Origin of the sequence: Nocardia sp. NBC_00508, from assembly GCF_036346875.1 — a bacterium.
GTDB lineage: Bacteria > Actinomycetota > Actinomycetes > Mycobacteriales > Mycobacteriaceae > Nocardia.
This window is the reverse complement of sequence record NZ_CP107852.1, coordinates 5,622,905-5,642,313: the sequence shown is the minus strand read 5'-3', so window position 1 is coordinate 5,642,313 and position 19,409 is coordinate 5,622,905. Positions and strand designations below refer to the sequence as shown.

At 67.4% G+C, this 19,409-nt stretch carries 19 protein-coding genes; 11 read left to right on the top strand and 8 right to left on the bottom strand.

Annotated elements, in window-relative coordinates; genetic code table 11:
• Nucleotides 1–266 precede the first annotated feature (266 nt).
• Nucleotides 267–785 (top strand): GtrA family protein, encoded by a 519-nt coding sequence (locus OHA40_RS25180; RefSeq protein WP_330229349.1) that lies wholly within the window; start codon nucleotides 267–269, stop codon nucleotides 783–785.
• A gap of 305 nt (nucleotides 786–1,090) precedes the next feature.
• Here the strand turns inward: OHA40_RS25180 and coaD are convergent, their stop codons facing one another.
• The 3 genes from coaD to OHA40_RS25165 are packed head-to-tail and all read right to left on the bottom strand — an operon-like array spanning nucleotide 1,091 to nucleotide 5,594.
• Nucleotides 1,091–1,576, bottom strand: coding sequence for a pantetheine-phosphate adenylyltransferase (gene coaD / locus OHA40_RS25175; protein WP_330229348.1), 486 nt, complete (start codon nucleotides 1,574–1,576; stop codon nucleotides 1,091–1,093).
• 53 nt (nucleotides 1,577–1,629) lie between these two features.
• A complete protein-coding gene (rsmD, locus tag OHA40_RS25170; RefSeq protein WP_330229347.1) occupies nucleotides 1,630–2,193 on the bottom strand; it encodes a 16S rRNA (guanine(966)-N(2))-methyltransferase RsmD in 564 nt (187 codons plus the stop codon).
• A complete protein-coding gene (locus tag OHA40_RS25165; protein ID WP_330229346.1) occupies nucleotides 2,190–5,594 on the bottom strand; it encodes a pyruvate carboxylase in 3,405 nt (1,134 codons plus the stop codon). Before OHA40_RS25165 ends, rsmD begins: the two co-directional genes overlap by 4 nt.
• A 462-nt stretch (nucleotides 5,595–6,056) precedes the next feature.
• On the opposite strand from OHA40_RS25165, the gene dnaK reads away from it, so the two are divergent.
• The 9 genes from dnaK to OHA40_RS25120 all read left to right on the top strand — a co-directional run bounded on the left by dnaK (nucleotide 6,057) and on the right by OHA40_RS25120 (nucleotide 16,685).
• Nucleotides 6,057–7,934: a molecular chaperone DnaK gene (gene dnaK / locus OHA40_RS25160; protein WP_330229345.1), complete on the top strand. Its 1,878-nt coding sequence runs from the start codon at nucleotides 6,057–6,059 to the stop codon at nucleotides 7,932–7,934.
• Nucleotides 7,935–7,943: 9 nt separating this feature from the next.
• Nucleotides 7,944–8,456: a nucleotide exchange factor GrpE gene (locus OHA40_RS25155; protein ID WP_330229344.1), complete on the top strand. Its 513-nt coding sequence runs from the start codon at nucleotides 7,944–7,946 to the stop codon at nucleotides 8,454–8,456.
• Nucleotides 8,457–8,462: 6 nt separating this feature from the next.
• On the top strand, nucleotides 8,463–9,374 hold the full coding sequence (locus OHA40_RS25150) for a J domain-containing protein (protein ID WP_330229343.1): 912 nt from the start codon (nucleotides 8,463–8,465) through the stop codon (nucleotides 9,372–9,374).
• Complete coding sequence (locus OHA40_RS25145; protein WP_330229342.1) at nucleotides 9,371–9,700, top strand: chaperone modulator CbpM; 330 nt, start codon at nucleotides 9,371–9,373, stop codon at nucleotides 9,698–9,700. Before OHA40_RS25150 ends, OHA40_RS25145 begins: the two co-directional genes overlap by 4 nt.
• Nucleotides 9,682–12,312, top strand: coding sequence for an ATP-dependent chaperone ClpB (gene clpB / locus OHA40_RS25140; protein WP_330229341.1), 2,631 nt, complete (start codon nucleotides 9,682–9,684; stop codon nucleotides 12,310–12,312). The genes OHA40_RS25145 and clpB overlap by 19 nt, the downstream gene beginning before the upstream one ends.
• A 16-nt stretch (nucleotides 12,313–12,328) precedes the next feature.
• Entirely contained in the window at nucleotides 12,329–12,784 is a 456-nt protein-coding gene (locus OHA40_RS25135; protein WP_330229340.1) for a thioredoxin family protein, read from the top strand.
• A complete protein-coding gene (locus tag OHA40_RS25130; protein ID WP_330229339.1) occupies nucleotides 12,781–13,047 on the top strand; it encodes a UBP-type zinc finger domain-containing protein in 267 nt (88 codons plus the stop codon). Before OHA40_RS25135 ends, OHA40_RS25130 begins: the two co-directional genes overlap by 4 nt.
• On the top strand, nucleotides 12,959–14,719 hold the full coding sequence (locus OHA40_RS25125) for an FAD-dependent oxidoreductase (RefSeq protein ID WP_330229338.1): 1,761 nt from the start codon (nucleotides 12,959–12,961) through the stop codon (nucleotides 14,717–14,719). The genes OHA40_RS25130 and OHA40_RS25125 overlap by 89 nt, the downstream gene beginning before the upstream one ends.
• Nucleotides 14,720–15,011: 292 nt before the next feature.
• Nucleotides 15,012–16,685 (top strand): PucR family transcriptional regulator, encoded by a 1,674-nt coding sequence (locus OHA40_RS25120; RefSeq protein WP_330229337.1) that lies wholly within the window; start codon nucleotides 15,012–15,014, stop codon nucleotides 16,683–16,685.
• A gap of 29 nt (nucleotides 16,686–16,714) precedes the next feature.
• Here the strand turns inward: OHA40_RS25120 and OHA40_RS25115 are convergent, their stop codons facing one another.
• The 5 genes from OHA40_RS25115 to OHA40_RS25095 all read right to left on the bottom strand — a co-directional run bounded on the left by OHA40_RS25115 (nucleotide 16,715) and on the right by OHA40_RS25095 (nucleotide 18,901).
• The gene (locus tag OHA40_RS25115) at nucleotides 16,715–17,002 is read right to left on the bottom strand and encodes a hypothetical protein (RefSeq protein WP_330229336.1); all 288 of its coding nucleotides are present in this window, start codon (nucleotides 17,000–17,002) and stop codon (nucleotides 16,715–16,717) included.
• Nucleotides 17,003–17,107: 105 nt separating this feature from the next.
• Nucleotides 17,108–17,320, bottom strand: coding sequence for a serine hydrolase (locus tag OHA40_RS25110; RefSeq protein WP_330234359.1), 213 nt, complete (start codon nucleotides 17,318–17,320; stop codon nucleotides 17,108–17,110).
• Nucleotides 17,321–17,583: 263 nt separating this feature from the next.
• A complete protein-coding gene (locus tag OHA40_RS25105; protein WP_330229335.1) occupies nucleotides 17,584–17,811 on the bottom strand; it encodes a hypothetical protein in 228 nt (75 codons plus the stop codon).
• 353 nt (nucleotides 17,812–18,164) lie between these two features.
• Nucleotides 18,165–18,443 (bottom strand): hypothetical protein, encoded by a 279-nt coding sequence (locus OHA40_RS25100; protein ID WP_330229334.1) that lies wholly within the window; start codon nucleotides 18,441–18,443, stop codon nucleotides 18,165–18,167.
• Between the two features lie 38 nt (nucleotides 18,444–18,481).
• A complete protein-coding gene (locus OHA40_RS25095; protein ID WP_327120664.1) occupies nucleotides 18,482–18,901 on the bottom strand; it encodes an Hsp20/alpha crystallin family protein in 420 nt (139 codons plus the stop codon).
• Nucleotides 18,902–19,150: 249 nt separating this feature from the next.
• On the opposite strand from OHA40_RS25095, the gene OHA40_RS25090 reads away from it, so the two are divergent.
• Nucleotides 19,151–19,405, top strand: coding sequence for a MerR family transcriptional regulator (locus tag OHA40_RS25090; RefSeq protein WP_330234358.1), 255 nt, complete (start codon nucleotides 19,151–19,153; stop codon nucleotides 19,403–19,405).
• Nucleotides 19,406–19,409 lie beyond the last annotated feature (4 nt).

Below are 19,409 nucleotides of genomic sequence, written 5' to 3'. Positions count from 1 at the left end.
CCACAGAATTCAAGTGGAGACCTCCTCTCCGCTTCGTGTTACATTCGTTGGGAAGATCAGATCTTCAGCACGGACCGCGACCAGCCGGGATCGCGGACAAGGAAGCCGGAGGAATGGACACCTGCCCGTCGAATGTTGACAGGCTCCGACTGTTCAGCGATTGCTGAATATGCGCTACGAACGGAATCTGCCAGGAGTCGACGGGGAAGGAAGCGATGACCGTCGCTGTTGACCCTGCCGAGGGCTCGTGTTCGATCGGAATGACGATGACTGTTCTGGAACTACCGCGACCGGCGGGAGTGAGCGCTACCAGCCTCTTCACGCCGTGGGTGAGCGCGTACCCGGCGCTGCCGAAGGCGCAGGCCGCGGCCACCTCCGGACGGCTGCCCCAGTACCTGCGCGGCGACCGCGCCTTCGCCCAGCTGATCCGCTTCGCGCTGGTCGGCGGCTCCAGCAACGTCGCCTACGTGCTGCTGTTCTTCGCCATGCACGGCATCGGACCGCTGATCGCGAACGTCGTCGGCTCGATCGTCAGCACCATGATCGCCAACGAACTGCACCGCCAACTGACCTTCCACGCCGCCGACCGGGTCGGCTGGTTCACCGCGCAGTGGGAAGGCGGCGGGCTGGCGCTGGTCGGCCTGGCCATCACGACGGCGGCCCTGGCCGCACTCGCGGTGTGGGCGCCCGGCCTCGGGGACATCGCCCAAGCCGCCGCCATCCTGGCGATCACCGCCGCCGTCGGCGGCATGCGCTTCCTCGCACTACGCGGCTTGGTCTTCTGAGCGCTCCCCCGCCTCTCCGGGTCTTCAGGCCGTACTGGTCGGGTGACACAGGATTTGCGTTCAGGTCCTACGTTTGGTGCCGCTCGGTTTCTGGGTGTACCCGGCGAGTTACCCATGTTCTTTTGAGATCAGTCGTTGCGTCGCGAGTTCGGCAACGCGTCGAGCAGGTTGTCTCGGGCGACACTGGTGGCTGTGCCAGCAGGGCGGTGGTTGTGCCGGTCCGGCAATGGTCGCGCCGATCGGACAGTAATTGCGCCGATCCGACAGCCACCGGGTAGCAAGCCCCCGAGGTTCGCTACCCGGTTTCAGGACTTGCGTTCGGCGAGGCGGTCCAGGAGGCGTTTGTGGACCGACGGGGGGAGCATGTCGGTGACGTCGCCGCCGTATGCGGCGACTTCCTTGACGAGGGAGCTGGACAGGTAGCTGAAGGACGGGTTGGTGGCGATGAAGAAGGTGTCCACGCCGGAGAGCTTCTTGTTCATCTGTGCCATCTGCAGCTCGTAGCCGAAGTCGCCGGCATCGCGCAGGCCCTTCACGATCGCGGTGATGCCCTGCTCTCTGGCGAAGTCCACGAGCAGGCCCTGCCACGACTCCACCCGGACGTTGGTCAGGTGAGCGGTCGACTCGCGCAGCATCTCGATGCGCTCCTCGACACTGAACATGCCCTGCTTCTTGGGGTTGATCATGACGGTGATGACCACCTCGTCGAACTGGGCCGCCGCCCGGTTGAAGACATCGAGGTGTCCGTAGGTCACGGGGTCGAACGACCCGGGGCACAGTGCTCCTGCCATGAGCCGACGCTAGCAGGACCGCGACCCTCCGGCACGGGTGGCCACGCCCGCGCCTATCCGTCCGGCTCGAACTCCGCGAGATCGATGCGCGTTTCGCCGTACCGGCGCGACTTGGCCGGGACGAAGCCTGCGGGCCAAGCTGTTTCGGGCGAACGCGCCGAACGCTCCAGCACGACCACGGCGCCGGGACGCAGCCAACCGTGCTCGGCCAGCGCGCGCAGGTCGGCCAGCACGGCGGCATTGTCCACCGCGTAAGGCGGGTCGGAGAACGCCACGTCGAAGCCGCCCGCCCCGCCCAGTCGCAGCACGCTCGCCACCGTCGCGACCCGCAGCTCGGCGCCGGGCAGCCCGAGTTCGGCGATATTGCCCCGCACCACGGCGGCCGCCTTGCGGTCGGACTCGACCAGCAGCGCGTGCTCGGCGCCGCGCGAGAGCGCCTCCAACCCGAGCGCGCCGGAACCCGCGTACAGGTCGAGCACGCGAGCGCCCGCGAAGTCCAGCCGGGCGTCCAAAGCACTGAACAGCGCCTCTCGTACCCGGTCGGAGGTCGGGCGGGTGCCCGAGGGCGGCACCCGCAGGCGCCGCCCGCCCGCCGTCCCCGCGACGATCCGGGTCATTGGGCGGAGGATTCCCGCACGGTCAGCTCGATGAGCAGATCGCCGCCTTCCACCTGCTGTACCGGGCCGATCGCGACGCGGCCGACGATGCCCGCGCGGGGTGCGGTGATCGCGGCCTCCATCTTCATGGCTTCGATGGTGCCGATCGTGTCGCCCGCGGCGACCGAATCGCCTTCGGACACAGCGAGAGTCACCACGCCGGCGAACGGAGCCGCGATGTGCCCGGAGTTGGCTTTGTCGGCCTTCTCCGCGGCGGGGATGTCGCTGGCGACGGAGCGGTCGCGCACCGCGATCGGCCGCAACTGCCCGTTCAGGATGCACATCACCGTGCGCATGCCGCGCTCGTCCGGCTCCGAGATGGCCTCCAAGCCGATCAGCAGGGTGACGCCTTTCTCCAACTGCACCCGGTGTTCCTCACCGCGCCGCAGACCATAGAGGAACTGGTTCGCCGACAGCCCGGAGGTGTCGCCGTACTTCTCCCGGTGAGCGAGGAATTCGGCGGTGGGTCCGGGGAACAGCAGGCGGTTGAGGGTGGCGCGCCGCTGTTCGGAGCTACCCGCCAACCCCTCCTCGTCCGAAGGAGTCAACCGTGTTTCCGGCTTGGCCGCGCCGCGACCGGCCAAGGCCTTGCTGCGGAACGGCTCCGGCCAGCCACCGGCAGGAGTGCCGAGTTCGCCACGCAGGAAACCGATCACGGAATCGGGGATGTCGTAGCGTCCCGGATCGGCTGCGAAGTCCTCGATGTCGACGCCGGTGCCGACCAGCGCGAGCGCCAGGTCACCGACGACCTTCGACGACGGCGTCACCTTCACCAGACGCCCCAGCAGCCGGTCGGCCGCGGCGTATTTCGCCTCGACTTCCTCGAACCGGTCGCCGAGACCGAGTGCGATGGCCTGCTGCCGCAGATTCGACAGCTGACCGCCAGGGATCTCGTGGGTGTAGACCCGGCCGGTCGGTGCGGGCAGCCCGGATTCGAAGGGCGCGTACACCTTCCGCAGCGCCTCCCAGTACGGCTCCAGATCACACACATTCTGCAAATCGAGGCCGGTGTCGTACTCACTGTGCGCCGCGGCCGCGACGATCGCCGACAGCGCCGGCTGGCTGGTGGTTCCGGCCATCGCCGCACTCGCGCCGTCCACCGCGTCGGCGCCGGCCTGCCACGCGGCGAGGTAGGTGGCCAGCTGACCGCCCGGGGTGTCGTGGGTGTGCACGTGCACCGGCAGATCGAAGTTGGCGCGCAGCGCGGTGACCAGCTCGGTGGCGGCCGGGGCGCGCAGCAGACCGGCCATGTCCTTGATGGCCAGCACGTGCGCGCCTGCGTCGACGATCTGCTCGGCCAGCTTCAGGTAGTAGTCGAGGGTGTAGAGCGACTCGTCCGGATTCGCCAGGTCACCGGTGTAGCTCATCGCGACTTCCGCGATCGCCGTTCCGGTTTCGCGCACCGCGTCGATGGCCGGACGCATCTGGTCGACATTGTTGAGCGCGTCGAAGATACGGAAGATATCGATGCCGGTCGCGGTCGCCTCGGAGACGAACGCGCGGGTCACCTGCTCCGGATACGGCGTGTAACCGACGGTGTTGCGCCCGCGCAGCAGCATCTGCAGGCAGATGTTCGGCACCGCCTCACGCAACGCGGCAAGCCGCTCCCACGGGTCCTCGGACAGGAAGCGCAAGGCGACATCGTAGGTGGCCCCGCCCCATGCCTCGATCGACAGCAGCTCCGGCGTCAGGCGCGCGACGTGCCCGGCCACGCCGAGCAGGCCGTTGGTGCGCACGCGGGTGGCCAGCAGCGACTGGTGCGCGTCGCGGAAGGTGGTGTCGGTGACGGCGACCGCCTTCTGCTCGCGCAGCGCACGTGCGAAGCCATCCGGCCCGAGCCGCAGCAACCGCTGCCGGGAGCCGTCCGGCGGCGGCACGCTCAGGTCGATCGCGGGCAGCTTGTCGTGCGGGTACACCGTGGTCGGGCGCTCACCGTGCGGCTTGTTCACGGTGATATCGGCCAGGTACTCGAGAATCTTGGTGCCGCGGTCCGCGGATCGGCGCAGGGTGAGCAGCTGCGGTCGCTCGTCGATGAACGAGGTGGTGACCCGGCCCGCTTTGAAGTCGGGATCATCCAGCACCGCGAGCAGGAACGGGATATTGGTGGCCACACCGCGGATACGGAACTCCGCCAGCGCCCGGCGCGCCCGCGCCACCGCCGCTGTGAAGTCGCGACCGCGGCAGGTGAGCTTGACCAGCATCGAGTCGAAGTAGGCGCCGATCTCCGCACCCAGATTCGCACCGCCGTCCAGGCGGATGCCCGCGCCGCCCGGCGTGCGGTAGGCGGTGATGCGGCCGGTGTCCGGACGGAATCCGTTGGCCGGGTCCTCGGTGGTGATCCGGCACTGCAGCGCGGCGCCGCGGATGGTGATCGAGTCCTGGCTCAAACCCAGCTGCTCGAGCGTCTCCCCCGCGGCGATGCGCAGCTGCGACTGCACCAGGTCGACGTCGGTGATCTCCTCGGTCACCGTGTGCTCGACCTGGATGCGCGGGTTCATCTCGATGAAGACGTGGTTGCCGCGCTCGTCGAGCAGGAACTCCACGGTTCCCGCACACGAGTAGCCGATCTGGCGTGCGAAGGCCACCGCGTCGGCGCAGATCCGTTCCCGCAGTGCCGGATCCAGGTTCGGCGCGGGCGCCAGCTCGATGACCTTCTGGTGGCGGCGCTGCACCGAACAGTCCCGCTCGAACAGGTGCATCACGTTGCCGTGCTGGTCGGCCAGGATCTGCACCTCGATGTGCCGCGGGTTCACCACCGCCTGCTCCAGGAACACGGTCGGATCACCGAACGCCGACTCCGCCTCCCGCGAGGCGGCCTCGATCGACTCACGCAACTGCTCGGGGGCGGCGACGCGCCGCATACCGCGTCCGCCGCCGCCGGCGACCGCCTTGACGAAGATCGGGTACTCCAGCGCCCGCGACGCGGCGATCAGCTCGTCCACGTCCGCCGACGGCGCGCTGGAGCGCAACACCGGAAGCCCGGCCGCCTTGGCCGCCTCGATGGCGCGCGCCTTGTTACCCGCGAGTTCGAGCACCTCGGCGGAGGGACCGATAAAGGTGATGCCCTCCCTGGCGCAGGCCGCCGCCAGGTCGGGGTTCTCCGAGAGAAAGCCGTAGCCCGGGTAGATGGCGTCCGCCCCCGCCGACTTGGCCGCCTCGATGATCGCATCGATGGACAGGTACGCCCGGACCGGATGCCCCGGCTCCCCGATCTGATACGACTCCGCCGCCTTCAACCGATGAACCGAATTGCGGTCCTCGTGGGGAAACACGGCGACGGTCCCGATGCCGAGTTCGTACGCCGCCCGGAAGGCGCGGATGGCGATCTCGCCACGGTTGGCAACCAAGACTTTCGAGAACATTGACCCAAGGTACCCGCATGCGTGAACCGCACGAACACGGAATCCCCCTTCGCAAGACTCTTCACAAAGGGGCCTAGCACCGTTGCGAAGTTGCGTTCACCACGCGGATACATGACTCCCCCGCCTCTCCGGGGCTTCAGGCCGTACAAGTCAGATGGCGCGGAATTTGTCACTGGTCGTTAGGGCCTCGAAACAGCGTGCCGAAGGCCGTCTACCGGCGTCGAACCCCTGTTACGGCAGGGCGAATAGGAGTTCCGGGTTCGGCTTCCCGGACCGTGTTCTGTCGCGGATCGGGTTGCGAGGATCGGGTAGTCGGGAGTTCGGTATAGCGCGGACACCGTAGCGAGGCGTGCTCGACGCGCTGAATCGCAGGGGCGGCGTTGTCGGGGAAGCACACACCTGCCGTGGTCGCCGACGAACATCCGGCTGTCAGCCTGTCGCACCGACCCGAAGGAATCCGTCATGGCAACAGCTGTAGGCATCGATTTGGGAACGACGAACTCCGTCATCGCGAGCTGGCAAGGCGGTGAGCCTGTGGTGATCGCAAACGCCGAGGGAGCGCGCACGACACCGTCGGTGGTTGCGTTCACCGAGAGCGGCGAGCGCCTGGTCGGGCAACTTGCCCGCAGGCAGTCGATCCTGAACCCGAAGGGCACCATCTATTCGGCGAAGCGATTCATCGGCCGCCGCTTCGACGAGATATCTCAGGAAGCCAAAGCGGTGAGCTTCGATGTCGTCGCGGGAGAGGGCGGCGCAGCCCGCTTCGACGTCCGCGGCAAGTTGTACGCGCCGGAGGAGATCAGCGCGCTGGTGCTGCGCAAGCTGGTCGACGACGCAAGCAAATTCCTGGGCGAACGGGTCAAGGAAGCAGTCATCACCGTGCCCGCCTACTTCAATGACGCCCAGCGCAACGCCACCAAAGACGCAGGCCGCATCGCCGGTCTCGACGTGCTGCGCATCATCAACGAGCCGACCGCGGCCGCGCTGGCCTACGGCTTGGACAAACAGACCCATGAGACCGTGCTGGTCTTCGACCTCGGTGGTGGCACCTTCGACGTGAGCCTGCTCGACGTCGGTGACGGCGTGGTCGAGGTGCGCGCCACCGCAGGCGACTCCCATCTCGGCGGCGACGATTTCGACCGTCGCCTGGTCGACTATCTGGCCGACGAATTCCAGCGTGACCAGCACATCGACCTGCGTGCCGACCCGCAAGCGCTGCAACGACTCTTCGAGGCGGCCGAGAAGGCCAAGGTCGAACTGTCGTCGGTGGCGCAGACCCAGGTGAATCTGCCGTTCGTGACGGCCGACGCGAACGGTCCCAAGCACCTCACCACCACGATCATGCGGTCGAAATTCGAGGACCTGACCGCGGATCTGGTGCAACGCTGCCTCGACCCGGTGGAGCAGGCGATGAGCGACGCCAAGGTGACCGCCAACGACATCGACGAGGTGATCCTGGTCGGCGGCTCCACTCGCATCCCGGCGGTGCAGGCGCTGGTCCGCAGGCTCACCGGCGGCAAGGACCCGAACATGAGCGTCAACCCCGACGAGGTCGTCGCGCTCGGCGCGGCCGTCCAGGCGGGTGTGCTCAAGGGCGAGGTCTCCGACGTGCTGCTGCTCGACGTGACACCGCTGTCGCTGGGCGTGGAAACCCAGGGCGGGGTGATGACGAAAATCATCGAACGCAACACCACCATCCCGGCCCGGCGCACCGAGGTATTCGCCACCGCGGAGGACAATCAGCCCGCCGTCGATATCGTGGTACTGCAAGGCGAACGGGAGCGCGCCGCCGACAATCGCGTGCTCGGCCGGTTCCGGCTGGAGGACATTCGGCCCGCCCCGCGCGGCGAGGCACACATCGAGGTCACCTTCGATATCGACGCGAACGGCATCCTCAATGTCACCGCCCGCGACAAGGACACCGGCCGCGAGCAGAGCATCACCATCACCGAGCAGTCCAATCTGGACCCGAGCGAGGTCGAACGCATGCTCGCCGAAGCCGAACGCCACCGCCGTGAGGACGAGGAGTTGCGTAAGGCCGTCGATGGCCGTAATGAACTCGATTCGGTCGCCTACCAAGTGGAGCGGCGCCTCGCCGAACTCGGCGACACCGCCGCCCCGCACGATCGGGCCCGCGCCGAGATGCTGATCGCCGATGCCAGGCAGTTGGTCAAGGAAGATGCCCCGCTGGAGCGCGTGCAACCGCTCACCGCGGAACTGCAGCAGCTGCTGTACGGACTCGCACCCGCCCGGACCGGAGGCGAGGGCGGACAAGCGAGCGGCGCCGCGCCATCGCCGGGCGACGACGATGTGATCGACGCCGAGTTCGACCGGAGCTGAGGCACGCTGATGGACAGTTCCGCCGACCGGTCGACCGACGACGCGAAGACTGACGACACGAGCCAGGATCAGTCGCCCCCAGGCCAGCCCGACCCGGCTGTCGCCCAGCTAGAGGACCGCTGGCGCCGCGCCGCCGCCGACTTGGACAACCTGCGCAAGCGGTATGCACGTGACCTGGACCGCGAACGTGCCGCCGAAAGGTCCAAGGTGGCCGCCGCCTGGCTGCCCGTGCTGGACAATCTGGAACTGGCGCTGGCCCATGCGGGCAGCGAGCCGGACGCGATAGTGCAAGGCGTGCAATCGATCCGAGACCAAGCGGTGCAACTGCTCGAGCAACTCGGCTACGCACGATATGCCGAGACCGGAGTTCCGTTCTCGCCCACTGTGCACGAGGTGGTGGGAGTGGTCGAGGCGCCGGATGTCCCGCCTGGCACCGTGCTCGAGGTCGTGCGCCCCGGATACGGCGAGAACGGCGGGCAGCTGCGGCCCGCGGCAGTGGTCGTCAGCAGGGGGGAGGGGTGAGCGCCGATGGCACGCGACTTCTACGAAGTCCTCGGGGTGCCCCGTGACGCCGACAAGGACCAGATCCAGCAGGCATATCGCAAGCTCGCCCGCCGCTACCACCCGGACGTGAATTCCGAGCCCGCGGCGGCGGATCGGTTCAAGGAGATCGGTGAGGCGTATCAGGTGCTGTCCGACCCGTCGACCAGGCGCCGCTACGACCGATTCGGCGCCGACTTCCGGCAGATACCGGAGGACTACGACGAACGGGTCGCCGCGGCCGGTGGCGGTTTCGGGCGTGGCCGCGGCGGCACCCGGGTCCAGTACGGCGAGGGATTCGGCGCCGGTGGGCCCGTCGATCTCGAGGACCTCTTCAGCGGAATGTTCGGCGGCCGTGGTGGATTCGGCCCGATTCCGGGCGCCGACCAGGAGGCCGAGTTCGAGCTCACCCTCGAGGAGGCCTACCGCGGTGGCAAGAGGACCCTCCACTTGGACGGGCGCAGTTTCACCGTCGACATTCCGGCGGGGGTAGTCGACGGACAGCGAATCCGGCTGGCCGGGCAGGGCGGCCGCGGCAGCGGTGAGGGGCCCGCCGGGGACCTGTACCTCGTCGTGCGGATCAAGCCACATCGGCGATTCCGGCTGCACGGCCGCGACATCCACCTCGACCTCCCGGTCTCCCCGTGGGAGGCGGTGCTCGGCGCCACGGTCGCAGTCCCTACCCCGAACGGCGAGGCGAAGGTCAAGGTGGTGCCGGGGTCGTCTACGGGACGGAAGCTGCGGTTGCGTGGCGAAGGCATGCCCAACCCACGTGGCGCGAACGGCGACCTGTACGCCGAGGTCAAGGTGATGGTGCCTGCGAAGCCGACCGAGAAGGAACGAAAGCTGTTCGAGCAGTTGGCGGCCGAATCGACCTTCGACCCGAGGAGGGGCACATGAACACCTTTCTCCCGGCCAACCGGTACGTCTTGGTGCGCCCGGCGCCGATTCGGCTGGAAACCTTCGCACGGCGGGTCGGGTTGCACCCCGAGTTCGTGCGCAGGCTGACCGCGCTCGGCCTGCTCGATTGCACCCGCGACAGCGCGGGGGAACTCCGTTTCGAACCGTCCGAGGTGGCTGTCGTCGCCCGGATCCAACGGTTGCGGACGGGCCTCGGCCTGAACTATGCGGCGATCGGGTTGGTGCTCGATCTGCTGGACCGAATCGAGAAGCTCGAAGCCGATCCTCGCCGAAGGAGGACCTCCACATGGACACCAGCCGACTGACCGAAAAGTCTCGGGAAGCTCTGCACGAAGCGCAGAACGCAGCAACTCGGTTGGGGCACACCGAAGTCGACGGTGAACATCTGCTGCTGGCGTTGATCGATCAGCCGGAGGGCTTGGTGCCCCGGCTGCTCGACCAGGCGGGTGCGGATGTCGATATGCTGCGCGCGGATCTGCAGTTGGAGTTGTCTCGTCGGCCGAAGGTCGGCGGCCCCGGCGCATCGCCTGGTCAGGTGATGATCACCAAGAGATTGGCCGGACTGCTCGAGTCCGCCGAACGAGAGGCCAAGCGCCTCAAGGATTCCTATGTGTCGGTGGAACATCTGGTGCTTGCCCTCGCCGAGGAGGGGTCGGCCGGTGCCGCGGGGCGGCTGCTCGCTCGCGAGGGTGTCGGCAGGGAATCGTTTCTCACGGCGCTCACGAAGGTCCGCGGCAATCAGCGGGTCACCTCGGCAACCCCAGAGGGCGCGTACGAGGCGCTGGAAAAGTACGGCCGCGACCTCGTCGCCGAAGCTCGCACGGGCAAGCTCGACCCGGTCATCGGTCGAGATGCCGAGATTCGCAGAGTGACCCAGATTCTGAGTCGCAAGACGAAGAACAACCCGGTGCTGATCGGGGATCCTGGTGTCGGCAAGACGGCGATCGTGGAGGGTCTGGCCCAGCGCATCGTTCGCGGGGATGTTCCGGAAGGTTTGCGCGACAAGACGATCTTCGCGCTGGATATGGGTTCGTTGGTCGCCGGTGCGAAATATCGGGGGGAGTTCGAGGAGCGGCTCCAAGCCGTGCTGGGAGAAGTGAAGGCGGCGGAGGGCGGCATCCTGTTGTTCGTCGACGAGTTGCACACGGTGGTCGGCGCCGGATCGGTCGGCGGCGAGGGTTCGCTGGACGCGGGCAACATGCTGAAGCCCATGCTCGCACGCGGCGAACTGCACATGATCGGCGCCATCACCCTGGACGAGTACCGCAAGCACATCGAGCCGGACGCGGCGCTGGAGCGCCGGTTCCAGACGGTATTGGTGGACGAACCGACCGTGGAAGACACCATTTCGATTCTGCGTGGCCTGCGCGATCGCCTCGAGGTGTTCCACGGCGTGAAGATTCAGGACGGGGCTCTGGTCGCTGCCGCAACCCTGTCGCACCGCTACATCACCGACCGCTTCCTGCCTGACAAGGCGATCGACCTCGTCGACGAGGCATGCGCCCGGCTGCGCACCGAAATCGACTCCATGCCGGCCGAACTCGACGAGCTCACCAGGAAGGTGACCCGCCTGGAAATCGAAGAGGCCGCGCTGTCGAAGGAAGCCGACGCCGCCAGCAAGGCCCGCCTCGAGGAACTGCGCAAGGAGTTGGCCGACGTACGCGCCGAGGCCGACGCCAGGCACGCCCAGTGGGACGCCGAACGGCAGGCGATCCGCCGGGTCCAGGAACTACGCGGCCGACTCGAACAGCTGCGCCACGAAGCCGAAGAGGCCGAGCGCAACTACGACCTCAACCGCGCGGCCGAACTGCGGTACGGCGAGATCACCAAACTCGAGCGGAACCTGCAGGCCGCGGAAGAACAGCTGACCTCCAAGCAAGGCAGGCAACCGCTGCTGCGGGAGGTGGTCACCGAAGACGAGATCGCCCAGATCGTCGCCGCATGGACCGGTATTCCGGTCGCTCGGCTGCAAGAAGGCGAGCGGGAGAAGCTGCTGCGGCTCGACGAGATCCTGCACGAGCGCGTTATCGGGCAAGACGAGGCGGTGCAGGTTGTCGCCGACGCGGTGATCCGGGCCCGGTCCGGGATCCGCGATCCGCGTAGGCCGATCGGTTCCTTCATATTCCTGGGTCCCACCGGCGTCGGCAAGACCGAGCTGGCGAAGACGTTGGCCGCCGCGCTGTTCGACAGCGAAGACAACATGGTGCGCCTGGACATGAGCGAATATCAGGAACGGCACACCGTCAGCAGGCTGATCGGCGCACCACCCGGCTACGTCGGCTACGACGAAGGTGGTCAGCTCACCGAGGCCGTGCGCCGCAAGCCGTACTCGGTGGTGTTGTTCGACGAGATCGAAAAGGCGCACGCGGACGTCTTCAACACTCTGCTGCAGGTGCTCGACGACGGCCGGATCACCGATTCGCAAGGCAGGCAAGTGGATTTCCGCAACACGGTGATCATCATGACCTCCAACATCGGCTCCCAGTACCTGCTCGAAGGGGTCACCGGTCATGGCGAGATCAAGCCGGACGCCCGGGACCGGGTGCTTGCCGAACTACGCGGGCACTTCCGTCCGGAGTTCCTCAATCGAGTCGACGACATCGTGCTGTTCACTCCGCTGACGCTGCCGCAGCTCGAACAAATCGTCGAACTCCAGACCGCCGAGCTGCGCGAACGGTTGGCGCAGCGGCAGATCCAGCTGGAAATCACGCCGGAAGCGCGCAGGCTGATGGCACAGCACGGTTTCGACCCGGTCTATGGTGCGCGACCGTTGCGCCGCTATATCGCCCACGAGGTGGAGACAAAGATCGGGCGGGCCTTGTTGCGCGGCGACATCGACCAGGGCGGCACCGTCACGGTGACCGTGCATGGCGGCGAACTGGCGGTCGCCTACACGCAACAGCAGGTCGCGGCCTGAGGAAGCGGTGGGGCCAATGGAAAAGGCGCAGGTCAAGTGTCCGCATTGTGGCAAGACCAACCGGGTGCCCGCCGCGGCGGGCACCGGAACCCCGCGTTGCGGCAATTGTCATGAGCCGCTGCCGTGGATCGTCGCTGCGGGCGACGATGATTTCGCCGGGGTGGCCGAGGAAGGGGCGGTGCCGGTGCTGGTCGATCTGTGGGCGACTTGGTGCCGCCCCTGTCTGATGGTCAGCCCGGCGCTCGAGCAGCTCGCGACCGAACGCGCAGGCCAGCTGAAACTGGTCAAGGTCGACGTGGACGCCGCACCCCGCACCGCGCAACGGTTCGCCGTCCGTGCGGTGCCGACCCTGCTCGTGTTGCAGCACGGCGAGGTCTTGGCCCGGCAGGCGGGCACCGCGCTGGTGCCCGAATTGCGGCGATGGCTCGACCAAGCGCTCGCCGAAGGCCGAAAGAAGGAGACGACGGCATGACTTCTGTGCACACCGACCCGCACGCAGCCGCGATCCGGCCGGTAACCCCCCGAACTCCCCAAGGGTGTGAAGAGTGCCTCCGGCTCGGGACGCCGTGGGTCCACCTGCGGCTCTGCCTGACCTGCGGGCACGTCGGCTGCTGCGACTCCTCGCCGATGCGGCACGCGCGTTCGCATGCGGGCGGGGCAGGCCATCCCATCGTCCAATCGATGGAACCGGGCGAAAATTGGCGCTGGTGCTACGTCCACCAGAACTTTGTCTGAGAACCCCGCGTCGGGCGTGACGCCGACCGAAACATCCGACATCGCAGGGGCATTCCCACGATTGTCGGATGAGCAGGTGGCGACGCTCGCCGTCGGCGGAACCCGCAGGCGGGTGCGCGCTGGCGAGACGCTGGTCCGGGTCGGCGAGCCGAGCGATACCTTCTTCGTGATCCTGTCGGGCAAGGTCGGGATCGTCGGCGACGAGCAGACGCACCGGATCGTGCGCGTGCACGGCCCCGGCCGATTCCTCGGCGAGCTGGGTCTGCTGGAGGGCCAGGTCGCGTTCTACACAGCGGAAATGGTCGAGGATGGCGAGGTACTTGCCGTCCCGACGCAGCGGGTCCGTGCGCTGGTCGAACACGATCCGGTGCTCAGCGATCTGATCCTGCGCGCGTATCTGGTCCGCCGCAGTTTGCTGATCGGGCTCGGTTCCGGCTTCCGGATCATCGGCTCCTGTTACTCACCCGAGACTCGGCGGTTGCGCGAATTCGCGGTGCGAAACCGATTGCCGCACCGATGGATCGACCTCGAGCGCGACAGTCGCGCCGAACAGTTGTTGCGCAGTCTCGGGGTCCGACCGGAGGACACCCCGGTGGTGATCTGGCGGGGCGAGCAGGTCCTGCGCAACCCGACCAATGCCGAGCTTGCGCGGGCCATCGGGCTTGCCGTTCCGGACACCGGCCACGACACCTGCGATCTCCTCGTCGTCGGTGCGGGTCCGGCGGGACTGGCCGCCGCAGTGTATGGCGCGTCGGATGGGCTCGACACGGCGGTGCTGGAGGTGATCGCGTCCGGCGGGCAGGCGGGTACCTCCTCCCGGATCGAGAACTACCTGGGCTTCCCTGCCGGGATATCCGGCGCCGAGCTGGCTGAGCGGGCGGTACTGCAGGCCGAAAAGTTCGGCGCCCGGATTCTGGTGTCGGCCGAGGTGACCGGTCTCGAATCCGAAGGCGGCCATCATCGGCTCCGCCTTTCCGACGGCGGCGCGCTGGTAGGCCGAGCCGTCATTCTCGCCACCGGCGCTCGATACCGCAAGCTGGAAGTGCCTGGCATCGAGCTCTTCGAGGGCACCGGTGTGCACTACGCCGCGACGCACCAGGAGGCGGCCACGTGCGGTCTCGGTCCGGTGGCGATCGTCGGCGGCGGCAACTCCGCCGGACAGGCAACGGTGTTCCTCGCCGAGCGTGTCGAGCGTGTCTACCTGCTCATTCGGGGCGGCGACCTCGGCAAGAGCATGTCCCGATATCTGGTGGACCAGATCGAGCGGCATCCGCGCGTGACGACACTTCGGCATACCGAGGTCCGCGGGGTGCACGGCACGAGTGATCTCGAAGAGATCGTGGTCGAGGACAATCGCACCGGCGAGCAGGCGACACTCGCGGTGAGTGCCCTTTTCGTCTTCATCGGCGCCACACCGTGTAGCGCCTGGTTGGCAGGCGCCCTCGGGCTGGACGATCACGGTTTCGTTCGCACCGGCCCGGATGCGGTGTACCGGACCCGCGACGAGGACGCCCGCTATCCCGAATGGCGACCGGTGCCGCTGGAAACAACCGTGCCCGGCGTCTTCGCGGCGGGCGACGTCCGCAGCGGCTCGGTCAAGCGGGTTGCCTCCGCGGTGGGCGAGGGCGCGATGGCGGTGCGGCAGGTTCACGAATACTTCGAAAGGCGCTGATCGGTATGCGGTGCCGGGCGACAGGAGATGTCGACGGTTCCGCACTGACGAGTGATCACCCAGCACACTCGATTACCACATCGGCCCACGCGCGACACGCCGATCGCGTGTAGCATCAAGGATCGACGCCCGCAGCATCGCATCGGCACGTGGGACACCAATGATGTAAGCAGGTCACGGGCTCGCGGCAGATAGACGCGATCGGTCAGTATTCGGGATTGGGCACCGAAGCCGCCGCGGTTTCGAGGTCGGCGCGCGACCTCGGCCACCTAACCTCACGGACTCGATCCGCATGAACCAGCAACTGTTGAGTTCACAGGTCAATGACTCGCTCGCCCGCGCCCAGTTGTCGTCGATGCACGCCCTGTGCGCCCTGTCGATGATGCTCTTCGCCGAACACCAGGACCTGGACATCCTGCGGATCGCCGCGGAGGCGGTGCCATCGCTCGGGTGCTGCCGCACGCTGGCGAGTTATCACTCCGTCGACGGCGAATTTCTGCCCTACCCGCCGCTACCTGCGCGGCCCGACCTCGACACTCAGATCCGCGCGCAGGATGGTGCGGGCAAAGTCGACCTGTCCGACGGCCAGTGGGGCTGGGCGTTCACCCTGTCGAGCGTGACCGGAGCACGCGGCTCGCTGCTTGTCGCTGCCGACCACGAACCACGGGCGGACGAGATCTTCCTGCTCACCGTGCTGGCTCAGTTGACCGGTGCGGCGCTGGCGAATGCCGCACTGCGTGAACAGTCGGTCGCCCACGCCATCCAATTGACCGAGATAAACCAGCACCTATCCGCCAGTGTGGTCCGACTGGAGAGCCAGATGCGGGTACACGAAGTGCTCGCCGGCGCTGCGGCGTACGGCGGCGGGGAGCACGGGATCGCGGACGCCCTCGCTCAGGTGTCCGGGCTACCCGTAGCGATCGAAGACCCCTTCGGCAACCTGAGGGCCTGGTCCGGGCCTGGTCTGCCGGACCGTTACCCGAAGCCCTCACCGCAGGAACGTGAGCAATTGCTGCACCGGCTCGCCACAGCCAACGCGCCTCTCCGCATACACGACCGGGTAGTCATCCTGGTGAAACCGCGCGCCGAAATCCTCGGCACACTCGCGCTGGTCGACCCCGACCATCGGGTGACCGACGAGAACCTCTTCGCCCTCAGCTACGGCAGTACCGTTCTCGCGCTCGAACTCTCGCATCAACGCAATGTCGCCGAGATGGAGCTGCGACTGCGCCGCGACCTGGTCGACGATCTGCTGTCCGGTACCGACAACGACAGCGCCTTGGCCAGGGCCGAGGCATTGGGACACGACCTGCACGGTCAGCACTACCTCGTCCTGGTGCACAGCACCGGCAGCGCGGTCGCCGAGGCAGTAGGCCGCGCCGCGACCGCGCTGGACCTGCACTACATTCCGGGACGCCACGCCGGGATGGTGGTGCTGATCACCGACCGCCGACCCGATCCGGTCGCCCTGCACCACGCCATCCGCGAACACCTCGACACGACACCGGTGGCCATCGGTATCAGCGGCCGCTGCGACCAGCCGAGCCATTTCGCCGGTGCCTTCGCCGACGCGCGCCGCGCCATCAATATCCGGCTGCGATCCCGAACACCCGACGGCGCGACCGCATTCGACGAACTCGGCTTCTACCGCCTGGTCGACGCCGCCCATACCGACGGCCAGGTCGAAGAATTCATGCGTGAATGGCTCGGCGCGCTCCTCGACTATGATCGAACCCGCAACACCGACCTCGTCCACACCTTGAGCCAATACCTCGAATGTGGCGGCAACTACGACGATTCCGCCGCCGCACTGCACATCCACCGCAGCACCCTGCGCTATCGCCTCGGGCGCATCCGGGAAATCACCGGCTTCGACCTGCGTGACGTCAACACCCGCTTCAACTTGCAAGCCGCGACCCGCGTCTGGCAATTCCTGTCCGCCGTACACCTCCCAGGCGAGACCTGATATCAGCGCTGCAGACTCGGAGTCGGATCCTATGTCGCCCGGTCGGCTCCCGGCCGGGCGGTCACGCCGAGGCGATGATCGAGACCGAGGTCGGCGGCGCGGAGGGCGGCCAATTCGAGCGCGAGTTCGTTGTCGGCAGTGCCGTGGTCGTTCAGGATCTCGTCGAGGACCATTCCGTTCACCGCCTGCTCGCGTGTCAATGCGATATTCGGCAGCCAGCTGAGTTCCCAGCTGCCGCCAGCGAAGTCGGGCACGTAGCGCGCGATTTCCGGAGTGATGTCGCTGGTGATGAATAGGTCGGTCGTGTCGAGTGCCATGATTCGCTCTCATTCACTCTGTGCGGGATGACCCGGACAGCGGTTCGCGGGATGGCGGTGGTCGTGCTCGGTCACGGCCCGAACGCGCTGGTGTCAGGCACCTCCTCACCCTCTCCAGCGTCGACAAGTTCCAGTCCTACGCACCGGAAGCGTTCCTGCGTCGCGTGTCTCCGACACCGCTGCTGATGGTGATCGCGGATCAGGACCGCCGGAGACCCGGCGCCCGATCTCGCCAACCAGATGACCGAAAGTCACGCTGTGGTACAGGTGTTCCGTGCCCGGCGGCCACTGTGGTGGCTGCGTCTCGAGTGGATTGATGACCGGGTCCCAGGCGCATGCTTGTTCGAAGGTCAGCGTTCCGTCGATGATCGGCGGGCCAGGGCCTGGATGTTGAGCGCGGAAAACCGCGTACGAGTCTCACGATGACTTCGTCGGCGCCGGGTCGGCGCGTGTAGCAGGCGCCGACTGATACCGGCACGGCGTCGATATCGAGATCCGGCCCCCTGGCTGCCTGGCTTATGCCGGTCGCGCCTGGCCATAGCGGGGTCGGCCGGTAGGTAGTGCGGGTCCGGGTGCTGTGGTCAGCAGGCGGGGTAGTCGTAGTCGTCATCATCGTGTGGGGTGATCAAGGCTTGATCGATACGGTCGGTGAGGTCGGCAGTCTCGATCGCTGCGCGCAGGGCCTCGGCGAGTGGGTGCAGCGTGGTGGTGCCCAGGCCGATGTCGAGGTCGCTGTCCCGGACGGGAACGTTCTGGCCGACGCGGTCGAAGTCGCTGCCTGCGGGGGTGGTGGTCCAGGTGGCGGTCACGGCGGTCTCCTTCCCTCGAATGCCATCGGGTGGCCGATCCGGCGAAAGGCCGGGTGAGCCCGGAAGCCTCATGCTGACCGGGCCCACCCGTCGGCGGCAGGGACAACATGAACCTGTGCCGGTGCTCCCGCGAGGGGCGGCGCGCCGTGCCCGCTGCTGTGCCACGACAGTGGCTGTGCACGCGCCGGACGGGGTGTCCTGACGTCCGGGTGCCGGTGTGCAGGAACCAGGCCCGGCCGCCGGCCCGTATATCGCGAAAACACTTCTGTGCGAGAACGGTTTCGTGTGGTCTTCGTTGTCTTCGACGGGCATCACCTCGCTCTCACTCGTCATCGGATACCGCACCGAGGCTCTCAGCGCCGGGGGCGGGCCGCGCTGGCGAGCCGGCCCAACGCCCGGTCGGCGTCCGTGCAGCTGGGCGGTCCGCCCTCCCGGCGCCGCGCGCCCTGCCGTGGCCAGGGTGCGCGAGGTCCGCGCGGTGGCGGGGACCTCCACCGATCCCGGGCTTCGCGCAAGACCTGGTCGATCTCGGCGAACAGTTCCTCGAGATCGGGGTCCAACCCCAGCAGCCGGGCATCCAGGCCCGACAGCTCGCCGGGCTCGGTCGCAGCGTGACCGGTCGCGCACCTCATCGCGGGCATCATCACAGGACTCGCGTGAGGCTGCCGGGTCAGGCGTTGATGGCCTCGCGTTCGTCGTGGCGGCTGATCTCGATCTTGCGGGGCTTGGCCTTCTCCGCGACCGGGATCACCAGGCGCAGCACCCCGTCGCGGTAGTCGGCGCGGATCGCGTCGGTGTCGAGGTTCTCCCCCAGGAACAACTGGCGGCTGAACACCCCACGGGTGCGCTCCGCGGCGATCATCGAACGCTCGGGGTCCAGTTCCGGGCGCGAGGCCCGCACAGTCACCACGTTGCGTTCGATATCCAGATCCAGCGAGTCCGGGTCGATGCCGGGCAGGTCGAGTTCGACGAAGAACTCGTCTCCCTCGCGCCAGGCGTCCATCGGCATCACCGCCGGACGGGCCGGCGTGCCGAACACCTGCTGTGTCAAACGATCCAGATCCCGGAACGGATCGGTGCGCATCAGCATGGTCGCCACCTCCTACTTCACTCCATTCTCGATCGAAGGGAACTCAGATAACTTGTGTCATCTGACATAGATTTTTTTAGCACTCTGCCGAGATGAGCGCAAGCATCCTACGGAGGTAATCTGGAGATGGCAGAGAGAAGGAGTCGAATGCTGTCGGATCGATACGAGGACCACCCGACGGGGCACGGTCACCGGCCCGGCCCGGCGCAGGCGGTGTACGGGATCTCGGTGGCCGCCGAACTGGCCGGGATGGGAATGCATTCGCTGCGCTTGTACGAGCAGCACGGACTGGTCACACCAGCCCGCAGCACCGGCGGCACCCGCCGCTACAGCGACGACGACCTGGCGCGGCTCGCGCGCATCGCCGCCCTGACCGCGCAAGGGGTCAACCTCGCCGCGATCGCCCGCATCCTCGACCTCGAAGACGCCAACACCGAACTGCGCCACACCAACGCCGCGCTCAACGCGGAACTCGACCGACTACACCACCACAACCCGCAGTAACACT

What these genes read in the sequence shown, in the direction of transcription:
- OHA40_RS25100 (WP_330229334.1), bottom strand. Translation starts at nt 18,443, where the DNA reads ATGAGGTGCGCGACCGGTCACGCTGCGACCGAGCCCGGCGAGCTGTCG.
- dnaK (WP_330229345.1), top strand. Translation starts at nt 6,057, where the DNA reads ATGGCAACAGCTGTAGGCATCGATTTGGGAACGACGAACTCCGTCATC.
- coaD (WP_330229348.1), bottom strand. Translation starts at nt 1,576, where the DNA reads ATGGCAGGAGCACTGTGCCCCGGGTCGTTCGACCCCGTGACCTACGGA.
- OHA40_RS25145 (WP_330229342.1), top strand. Translation starts at nt 9,371, where the DNA reads ATGAACACCTTTCTCCCGGCCAACCGGTACGTCTTGGTGCGCCCGGCG.
- OHA40_RS25135 (WP_330229340.1), top strand. Translation starts at nt 12,329, where the DNA reads ATGGAAAAGGCGCAGGTCAAGTGTCCGCATTGTGGCAAGACCAACCGG.
- OHA40_RS25095 (WP_327120664.1), bottom strand. Translation starts at nt 18,901, where the DNA reads ATGCTGATGCGCACCGATCCGTTCCGGGATCTGGATCGTTTGACACAG.
- OHA40_RS25090 (WP_330234358.1), top strand. Translation starts at nt 19,151, where the DNA reads ATGGGAATGCATTCGCTGCGCTTGTACGAGCAGCACGGACTGGTCACA.
- OHA40_RS25130 (WP_330229339.1), top strand. Translation starts at nt 12,781, where the DNA reads ATGACTTCTGTGCACACCGACCCGCACGCAGCCGCGATCCGGCCGGTA.
- rsmD (WP_330229347.1), bottom strand. Translation starts at nt 2,193, where the DNA reads ATGACCCGGATCGTCGCGGGGACGGCGGGCGGGCGGCGCCTGCGGGTG.
- OHA40_RS25165 (WP_330229346.1), bottom strand. Translation starts at nt 5,594, where the DNA reads ATGTTCTCGAAAGTCTTGGTTGCCAACCGTGGCGAGATCGCCATCCGC.
- OHA40_RS25180 (WP_330229349.1), top strand. Translation starts at nt 267, where the DNA reads ATGACTGTTCTGGAACTACCGCGACCGGCGGGAGTGAGCGCTACCAGC.
- clpB (WP_330229341.1), top strand. Translation starts at nt 9,682, where the DNA reads ATGGACACCAGCCGACTGACCGAAAAGTCTCGGGAAGCTCTGCACGAA.
- OHA40_RS25115 (WP_330229336.1), bottom strand. Translation starts at nt 17,002, where the DNA reads ATGGCACTCGACACGACCGACCTATTCATCACCAGCGACATCACTCCG.
- OHA40_RS25120 (WP_330229337.1), top strand. Translation starts at nt 15,012, where the DNA reads ATGAACCAGCAACTGTTGAGTTCACAGGTCAATGACTCGCTCGCCCGC.
- OHA40_RS25150 (WP_330229343.1), top strand. Translation starts at nt 8,463, where the DNA reads ATGGCACGCGACTTCTACGAAGTCCTCGGGGTGCCCCGTGACGCCGAC.
- OHA40_RS25125 (WP_330229338.1), top strand. Translation starts at nt 12,959, where the DNA reads ATGCGGGCGGGGCAGGCCATCCCATCGTCCAATCGATGGAACCGGGCG.
- OHA40_RS25155 (WP_330229344.1), top strand. Translation starts at nt 7,944, where the DNA reads ATGGACAGTTCCGCCGACCGGTCGACCGACGACGCGAAGACTGACGAC.